Origin of the sequence: Novosphingobium sp. (assembly GCF_036820275.1) — a bacterium.
Classification (GTDB): domain Bacteria; phylum Pseudomonadota; class Alphaproteobacteria; order Sphingomonadales; family Sphingomonadaceae; genus Novosphingobium.
Window position 1 is genome coordinate 135,460 of record NZ_DAISLT010000012.1, and the last position, 8,223, is coordinate 143,682.

6 protein-coding genes are annotated in these 8,223 nt (G+C 67.1%); all 6 read left to right on the plus strand.

The annotated features are described in order from the left end of the window. Positions 1–127: 127 nt before the first annotated feature. The 6 genes from V7066_RS12130 to V7066_RS12155 all read left to right on the plus strand — a co-directional run bounded on the left by V7066_RS12130 (position 128) and on the right by V7066_RS12155 (position 8,140). Positions 128–1,114: a ribokinase gene (locus V7066_RS12130; protein WP_334183287.1), complete on the plus strand. Its 987-nt coding sequence runs from the start codon at positions 128–130 to the stop codon at positions 1,112–1,114. A gap of 48 nt (positions 1,115–1,162) precedes the next feature. Continuing rightward, a complete protein-coding gene (locus V7066_RS12135; RefSeq protein ID WP_334183288.1) occupies positions 1,163–2,287 on the plus strand; it encodes an LLM class flavin-dependent oxidoreductase in 1,125 nt (374 codons plus the stop codon). Further along, the gene (locus V7066_RS12140; RefSeq protein WP_334183289.1) at positions 2,287–2,955 is read left to right on the plus strand and encodes a cysteine hydrolase family protein; all 669 of its coding nucleotides are present in this window, start codon (positions 2,287–2,289) and stop codon (positions 2,953–2,955) included. Before V7066_RS12135 ends, V7066_RS12140 begins: the two co-directional genes overlap by 1 nt. Before the next feature lie 61 nt (positions 2,956–3,016). Next, positions 3,017–4,255: an MFS transporter gene (locus tag V7066_RS12145; protein ID WP_334183290.1), complete on the plus strand. Its 1,239-nt coding sequence runs from the start codon at positions 3,017–3,019 to the stop codon at positions 4,253–4,255. Between the two features lie 29 nt (positions 4,256–4,284). Beyond that, positions 4,285–5,670: a peptidase M20 gene (locus V7066_RS12150; RefSeq protein WP_334183291.1), complete on the plus strand. Its 1,386-nt coding sequence runs from the start codon at positions 4,285–4,287 to the stop codon at positions 5,668–5,670. Between the two features lie 124 nt (positions 5,671–5,794). Then, positions 5,795–8,140, plus strand: a complete 2,346-nt coding sequence (locus V7066_RS12155) for an acetamidase/formamidase family protein (RefSeq protein ID WP_334183292.1) — start codon at positions 5,795–5,797, stop codon at positions 8,138–8,140. Positions 8,141–8,223 lie beyond the last annotated feature (83 nt).

Sequence of the window (8,223 nt, forward strand, 5' to 3'; positions counted from 1 at the left end):
TCTTTGCGCTGGCAACCGCAATTGTTGCGGCAGCGCGCACGCAGGCGGGTCGTGCTTGACCTCTTCGGGAGCGCCATGCAGCCCCTGAGAAACGGAAGGGCGCAAAACCGGTTGGCGCCAGATTAGGGTGACGGCTTTGGCAGTTCACATCTTCGGTTCGATCAATCTCGATATCATCACTTCGCTGGAGCATCTCCCCCGGCCGGGCGAAACGGTACTGGCTTCGGCCACTGCTCGGCTGCCCGGCGGCAAGGGCGCGAATCAGGCGGTCGCGGCGGCGCGCATGGGGGCGAAGACCTACATGGTCGGCGCGGTGGGAGAAGGCGATGCCGGAAGCTGGATGCTCTCGCGTCTGAAGGCGGACGGGATCGATGTCGGCGGCGTCGCCACGCTGCCCGGCGTCGATACCGGCACCGCCTATATCGCGGTGGATTCGCAAGGCGAGAACCAGATCATCGTGGTGCCCGGCGCGAATGCCCGCCTGCGCGATGCCCGGCCGGTCAGCGAAGGGGTGCTGCTGGCCCAACTCGAAGTGCCGGTTGCGGCCCTGCTGCCGGTCTTCGCGAAGTCGAAGGCGATCCGCATCCTCAACGGCGCTCCGGCGGTGGTCGAGGGCAGGGCGCTGTTCGAGCATGTCGATCTGCTGATCGTGAACCAGCACGAGACGGCGGCCTTCCTCGGCTTGGATGCGGTGCAGGGGAATGACGACATGGCCGCCATTGCGGGGGCCGCGCGCGGGTTGCTGTGCCGCGAAGGGCAGGCGGCCATCGTCACGCTCGGCGCGGCGGGCGCTCTGGCGGTATGGGCAGATCGGCACCTCCACGTACCCTCGCTGCCGGTGATCCCGGTCGACACCATCGGCGCGGGAGACTGCTTCTGCGGCGCCCTGGCGGCCCTGCTCGACGAAGGGCGCTGCCTGGAGGAAGCCTTGCCCTATGCCACCGCCGCCGCCGCGCTCTGCACGCTGGGGCAGGGGGCCGCGCCCGCCATGCCCACGCGCGAGGCGGTGGAGGACCTCGTCGGACGTCCTGCACCGGAAAGGCTTTCGCCGGAAAGGTCCGCAACAGAACATGCGCTGCCGATCAAGAAGCCTTCGGCCGCTTCCCTAAGCTGATTTGCAGGCAATATCGCAGCGCCTGACCGTGGCCCACAAGAGGATATGATGAACCAGTTTCCCATGACGCCCTTCGGACTGCCTTCGGACAATGGCGGCAAGGACCTCGGATTGTTCCTGCCGGTGGCCAACGGCGGCTGGATCCTGTCTCGGAACAAGCCCGAATTGGACGGGTCCTATGCCTACAACCGTCAGTGCGCGGTGCTGGCGGAAGCGGCGGGGCTGGACTTCATCATGTCGATGTCGAAGTTCCGCGGCTATGGCGGCGAGACGAAGCACTGGGATTCCTCGCTCGATCCGATCGTGCTGATGGCGGCGCTCAGCGAAGTGACGCACAAGACCCGGATCGTCACCACGCTGCACACCCTGCTCCAAAACCCGGCGGTGGCGGCCAAGATGATGGCGACGCTTCAGCAGGTGAGCGGCGGCCGGGCCGGTCTCAATGTGGTGACCGGCTCCTACAAGGGCGAATTCGCGCAGATGGGCGCCTGGCCCGAGGACGTGAATCACGACCAGCGCTACGATCTCGCCTATGAATGGGTCCGCGCGGTGAAGGCGCTGTGGAGCGAGGATTCGGTCACCCTGAAGGGCGATTATTTCACCCTCGAAGACTGCGAATCCTGGCCCAAGCCGGAACAGCGCCCGTTCCTCGTCTGCGCGGGGTCGTCCGAGATTGGCATGCGGCTCACCTCGGAGGAAATGGACGCGATCTTCCTGTCCGGCGGCACGGGTGCGGAACTCGCGAAGAACAGCGACCGCGCCAAGGCGATCGCCTCCGAATATGGCCGTAACATCCGTACTTATTCGATGATGACGCTGGTGATCGACGAAAGTGATGCGGCCGCGAAAAGCCGCGCGGAGCTTTACGCGGCAGGTCTCGACGAAGGGGCGCTGGCGGGCATGATGCGCGCCTACGGATTCCTCGATGCGGAGATCGGCAAGGAGAACGACTTCACCCGCAAGGCGCGCAGCTCGTTCATGTCGGCGCAGATCGTCGGCAGCGCGAAGAGCGTGACCGAGCAGCTCGGCGAGTTGCTGGAGGTTTCCGGCACCGACGGGCTGATGCTGATCTTCGACGATTACCTGAAGGCGCTTCCGGTGTTCGGCGCGGAAATCCTGCCGGTCCTGCGCGAGCGCTTCCCCGGCAGGGTCGCAATGCCGGTGGCAAACTGATGCCGCTGCGGACCGAGGACCTTCCCCACGTCGATCCGGCGGGGCTGCCACCGATGATCGATCCGGCGACGACGGCGCTGGTCGTCGTCGACATCCAGGTCGATTTCGCCGCCCCGCATGGCCTCTTGGGTCGTTACGGCGTCGATCTCGCGCCCGCCGAGGCGGCGATCGACAACTGCGAGAAATTGGTGGCGGCGGCGCGCGGTGCCGGGGCCACCGTTGCGCTGATGCGCGTCGTCACCAGCCCCGAAACGGATTCGCGCGCGCTCAGGACGCTGATGGCGCGGCGCGGCCAGCCGGGAGGCGAGGCGATCTGCCGCGCCGCGGACGGCGGCGCGGACTACTACCGCATCTTCCCCGAGCCGGGCGATATCGAGATCGCCAAGCTACTCTACGACAGCTTCCACGGCACCGATCTCGACGCCCGGCTGCGGGCGAGGGGAATCGAGACGCTGGTGATCTGCGGCCTCACCACCGATTGCTGCGTGGACCAGACCGCGCGCTCGGCCTTCCACCACGACTACGACGTGTTCCTCGTTTCCGATGCCAGCGCCGCCTACGAGGCGGGGCTTCACGAAAGCTCGCTCTCGGCGATGGAAAAGAACTGCGTGCTGCTGACCACCACCGAGGCCGTCGAAGCCGCCTGGGGCAAGGGTGCAGACGGCTGAACCGAACGATCTGAAGCCAGCCCCGAATCCAGCGCCGAACCCACCAAGGAGTTGCCGTCCGATGTCCGTGAACCTGTCTCCGCGCGGATCGAAGGGCGGCGTGCTGTTCGCCTGCACGCTCGGCAATGCGGTGAGCGTGACGCCCGCCGTCCATGCCGTCTTCGGCCTGTTCCTGGTGCCGCTGACCGAGGCGTTCGGCTGGAGCCGGGCGAGCGTGTCGGGCGTGCTGGGCATCCTCGCGCTGGTCGGCGCGGTGACTTATCCGCTGATCGGACGCCATATCGACAGGGCGGGCGCGCGCACGACGCTGCTGGTCGGCACCTTGGGCCTGGCGCTCTCGATCGCCGCACTGGCGCTGACGAGCGGCAGCCTTGTCCAGTTCTATGCGACCTTCACCGTGCTCGCGGCGTTCGGGGCGATGGCGGGGACGCCGATCTTCCAGAAAGTGATCGCCGACTGGTTCGATGAGAATCGCGGCACCGCGCTCGGCATCAGCGCGGGCGGCGGCTGCGGAATCGGCTCGGTGGTGCTGCCGGTGCTCGCCGCCGTGCTGGTGCAGACCTGGGGCTGGCGCGCGGGCTATCTCGGGATTGCCGGTTTCATGCTGGTGGTCGCGCTGCCGCTGCTCTTCGTACTGCTGCGCGACCGTGTCGCCGTGGCCGGCGCCGGGACGGCGGCCGAACGGGACGGCATGACTCTGGGCGAGGCGGCGCAGACGCCGATGTTCTGGCTGATCCTGATCGCGCTGGCGGCAGGAGCTGGCGGCACCACGGCGGTGTTCAGCCATGTCGTGCCGATCCTGTCCGACCGGGGCTTCTCGGTGGCGACGGGCACGGCGGTCGTCAGCGTCTTCGCGCTCGTCACGTCCGGCTGGCAGATCGCCACCGGGCGGATCATGGACAAGATCCCGACCCCGCGCGTGGCTGTGCCGATGTACCTGATGGCGGTGCTGGGGCTGATCCTGCTCGAAACGGCGCAAGGGATGCCGCTGCTGATCCTCGGCGGCGCCTTGCTGGGCGTGGGGCTGGGCGGCCAGTTCGGGGCGCTGCCCTATTTCATCGCCCGCTATTTCGGCACGAAGCATTTCGGCTCGGTGATCGGTGCGATGTATTCCGCCGTGATCGCCGCGCAGGGGACGACGCCGATCCTGCTCGACCTCGTGTTCGATGCGCGCCATTCCTATCGCCCGGCACTGGTCGGCGTCGGCGCGGCGCTGGTGGCAGGTGCACTGCTGCTCACGCTGCTGCCGCGTTACGGCCGCGAGACCGAGAGCGAAGCGCGCTTCGCGGTAGGCCACTGACTTTCACGGAGCCCAAGACTTTGGCCGACATGCCCGATCCTGTCCCTGCTTTCGCCGATCCTGCGAAGGCGCCCTATGCGGTAAGCGAGGAAGAGCGCGCCGCCATCGCCGCGGCCATCGACACCGACGAACTGGTCGAACTGGCGCTGACTCTGGGCAACATCCCCAGCCGCTCTCGCGAGGAACTGGCGGCGGCGGAGTTCGTCCACGACTGGATGGCGAAGGAGGGCTTCAACCCCCGCAAGGTCGGCGCCACGCCCGAACGGCCCAATGTGATCGGCGAATATGGCGGAAGTGGGCGCGGTGCGAACCTGCTGTTCACCGCGCATCTCGACACCGAATCCCCGAGCGGCATGCGCGAGCACGACAAGTTCCGCTACCGCGAGTCCACTTTGGCCGACCCGGAATGGACCCGGTGCTGGCTCGACGAGGAAGGCCGCCTGCGCGGCTATCCGATCAGCAACGATCGCGGGCCGATGTCCTGCTTCCTGATCGCCGCCAAGGCGCTGCGCAAAGCGGGCATCGGCCTTGCCGGCAAGACCTGGCTCACCGCCTGCCCCGGTGAGATCGGGCCGGAGCCGATCGAGGAATTCTCCGGCATCGGCTGGAACGGCAAGGACATCGGCGCGCATTACCTGTTCCACCACGGCGGCGTCGCGCCGGACTATGCGATCGCCGCCGAAGGCACTGACTTCGGCCTCACCTGGCAGGGCTGCGGCTATGCGCTCTACCGGGTGCGGATCTTCGGGCAGGGCGTATTCTCGCCGATCCTCGATGCCCCCGCCGATCCGCGCCGTCACCCGAATCCGATCTACCGGCTCGGTCCGGTGATCGATGCGCTCCACGCCTGGGGCCTGAAGTTCGAACGCGAATCCACGATGGAGACTGCCAGCGGCGCGATCCATCCCAAGGTCCAGATCGCCTCGGTGCGTGGCGGCATGCCGATCGACTTCGGCGCGGGCACCGAAGTCTGCGCGCTCTACATCGACGTCTCGCTGAACCCGCGCCAGAAGGCCGCCGACGCCTATCACGGCATCATGGAGGCCATGCGCGGCGTGGACGTGGAGGCTTTCGACGTGGAGCCGATGGTCGTGCGGCACGGCTTCGAGGCGCGGCCTTCCGAAGTCGCCCCGCTGGTCGGTGCCGTCGATGCCGCCACCCGGCTGGCGCGCGGCACGGCAGTGGAGCCGGCGCACCCGGTCTATTCCAGCATGTGGCGCGATCATAACGTGTTCAACATGCACCGCGTGCCCGCCGTGACCACCGGCATGCCGCGCTGGCGCCCGACCCCGGAGGACATGGCCTCCAGCACGCTGGTCTATGCGCTCACCATGTTGGCCGTGTGCGGCCGGGGAGCCGCGCCCAAGGCGCAGACCGGAACCAGTGTGTACGGTAACGAGACGCCTTTCGAATAGGCCTTTTGCGCACCCTTGCCCGGCACCGGTCCGGCCGATAGACCTTTGTCATAAAGGTCGACAAGGTCAGCACAATTGGTCGCCCGCCGGGGAAGGGTGCCACCCGTTTCAAGGTGGTTCTCGCTTGCGTATCACGACGAACGTCTATCCCAAGGAACAGCGGCGCGACGCCTGGCGTTTCGCGCTCAAGCGGCTGTCGCTGACGCTCGACGAGGCGGACGATGCCGCGCTCTACGGCGAACTCATCCAGTTCCGTGCCAGCACCGGGATCGACTTCATCCGCGTCACCGGCACGCCCCAGTCCTGGACCATCGACTTTCGCGACCAGCCCGCCACTTACTGGCTCGCCATGGTGCTGGACGGCAGCGCCACCGTGCGCGATGCCGGACAGGAGCTGCGCCTTGCCGATGGCGAGATGATCTGCGGGCGCGGGGACAGCCCGGTCCACCTTGCCTTCACCGGCGACAACCGCAGCCTGATCGTCCAGGTGCCGCACAGCGAACTCAGCGCCCGGCTCAAGACCCCGATCAGCGGGCCGCCGCGCAAGATCGCGACGGACAGCGGCGCGGCGCGGGTGTTCTCGGGCATGTTGCGCTCGCTGGCGGACACGATCTCGGACATCACCACCGACCAGGCACGGCCGGTGGAACTGGCCTTTCCCGAATTCCTCGTCACCAGCCTGCTCGACAATGCCCCGGCCAAGGCCATGGGCGGCGCGGCAGGCATGCGCGCGGCGCTGCTGGAGCGCATCTTCCAGACCATCGAGATCCGCCTTTCCGACCCGGACCTCAGCTACCAGCAAGTCGCCGCCGAGCACGGCATCTCGCCGCGCTATCTCCAGAAGCTGTTCGAATCGATCAACGACAGCTTCGGCCACTATGTGAAAGTGCGCAGGCTCGAACGTTGCCGACTGGACTTGCGCAGTCCGCTCCACGTCCAGAAGTCGATTTCCGATATCCTGTTCGAATGGGGCTTCAACGACAGCGCCTCGTTCAGCCGCGCCTTCCGCGAGCAATACGGCATATCCCCCCGCGAGTACCGCAAGGCGCCGCCGCAGGAGCAGGAAGCGGTCGAACTGCTGCGCCGGGGCCGTCCTGCGCGCAAGGACCGCGCGAAGCCCGAGATCGTCGAGGCGGAGAGCGAGCCGGAATTGACGGCCGATGCCGAGGAGGCGGAACGGTCCGACCGGCCGATGGGACCGGCCGTGCTCGGCGATACCGGCATCTCGCGCCATCACCATCTTCCCGCCACGCCCGAGACGATTCACTGGGGCTACCTCAGCAAGGACCTGAAGCCCGCGCTCCATGTCCGTTCGGGCGACTTCGTGACGATCGAGGCGCTGACTCACCATGCCAACGACGACCACGAGCGCATGGTCGAGGGCGATCCCGGCATCGAGAGCGTCTATCGCTGGGACGAGACCGGCAAGGCGGTGGACCGGCGCGGGGCGGGGCCGATGGATGCCAGCGCGCTGGGGCGGGGGCCGGGCGAGGGCTTCGGCGTCCACATCTGCACCGGCCCGATTCACATCGAGGGCGCGATGCCGGGCGACCTCGTTGAAGTGCGCATCCTCGATCTCAAGCCTCGGCCCAGCGGCAATCCGCGCTTTGCGGGCAAGTGCTTCGGCTCGAACGCGGCGACTTACTGGGGCTTCCATTACAACGACCTGCTGACCGAGCCGAAACAGCGCGAGGTGGTGACGATCTACGAAGTCGAGGCTGCGGGCGGACGCCTGCCCACGGCCCATGCGGTCTACTCCTATCGCTGGACGCCGCAGGTCGATCCCTCGGGGGTGATTCACGCGCGCTACGATTATCCCGGCGTGCCGGTCGATCCCGAGACCATCGAGCGCAATTACGACGTGCTGCGCAATGTCGAGATTCCGATCCGTCCGCACTTCGGCGTGATCGCGGTCGCCCCGGCCCACAACGGGCTGGTCGATTCGGTGCCTCCGGCGAGCTACGGCGGCAATCTCGACAACTGGCGCACCGGGCCGGGCGCGCGGGTGTTCCTGCCGGTGCAGGTGCCGGGCGCGCTGCTCTCGCTGGGCGATCCCCATGCCTCGCAAGGCGACAGCGAGCTTTGTGGCACGGCCATCGAATGCTCGATGACCGGGCTGGTCCAGGTGGTCCACCACAAGGCGGCGGGGCTGATGGAGCAGCTCAAGGACGTCGACTATCCGCTGATCGAGACCGAGACCGAATGGGTCGTCATGGGCTTCAGCCATCCCGACTATCTCAAGGAACTGGGCGAGGATGCGCAGAGCGAGGTCTACAAGCAATCCTCGATCGACGCCGCCATGCGCGATGCCTTCCGCAAGGCGCGCCGGTTCCTGATGACCGCCAAGCAGTTGACCGAGGACGAGGCGATCTCGCTGCTCTCGGTGGGCGTCGATTTCGGCGTCTCGCAGATCGTCAACGGCAACTACGGCGTCCATGCCGTCATCCGGAAAGCCCTGTTCACCAGTTGAGTTTGAAAATCCGCCATGGGCGGATTTTAGCGGCACCAGCCCACGCCCCCACCCGACCTCCCACAACAGTGTATCCTGGATGG

What these genes read in the sequence shown, in the direction of transcription:
- V7066_RS12140 (WP_334183289.1), top strand. Translation starts at nt 2,287, where the DNA reads ATGCCGCTGCGGACCGAGGACCTTCCCCACGTCGATCCGGCGGGGCTG.
- V7066_RS12145 (WP_334183290.1), top strand. Translation starts at nt 3,017, where the DNA reads ATGTCCGTGAACCTGTCTCCGCGCGGATCGAAGGGCGGCGTGCTGTTC.
- V7066_RS12150 (WP_334183291.1), top strand. Translation starts at nt 4,285, where the DNA reads ATGCCCGATCCTGTCCCTGCTTTCGCCGATCCTGCGAAGGCGCCCTAT.
- V7066_RS12135 (WP_334183288.1), top strand. Translation starts at nt 1,163, where the DNA reads ATGAACCAGTTTCCCATGACGCCCTTCGGACTGCCTTCGGACAATGGC.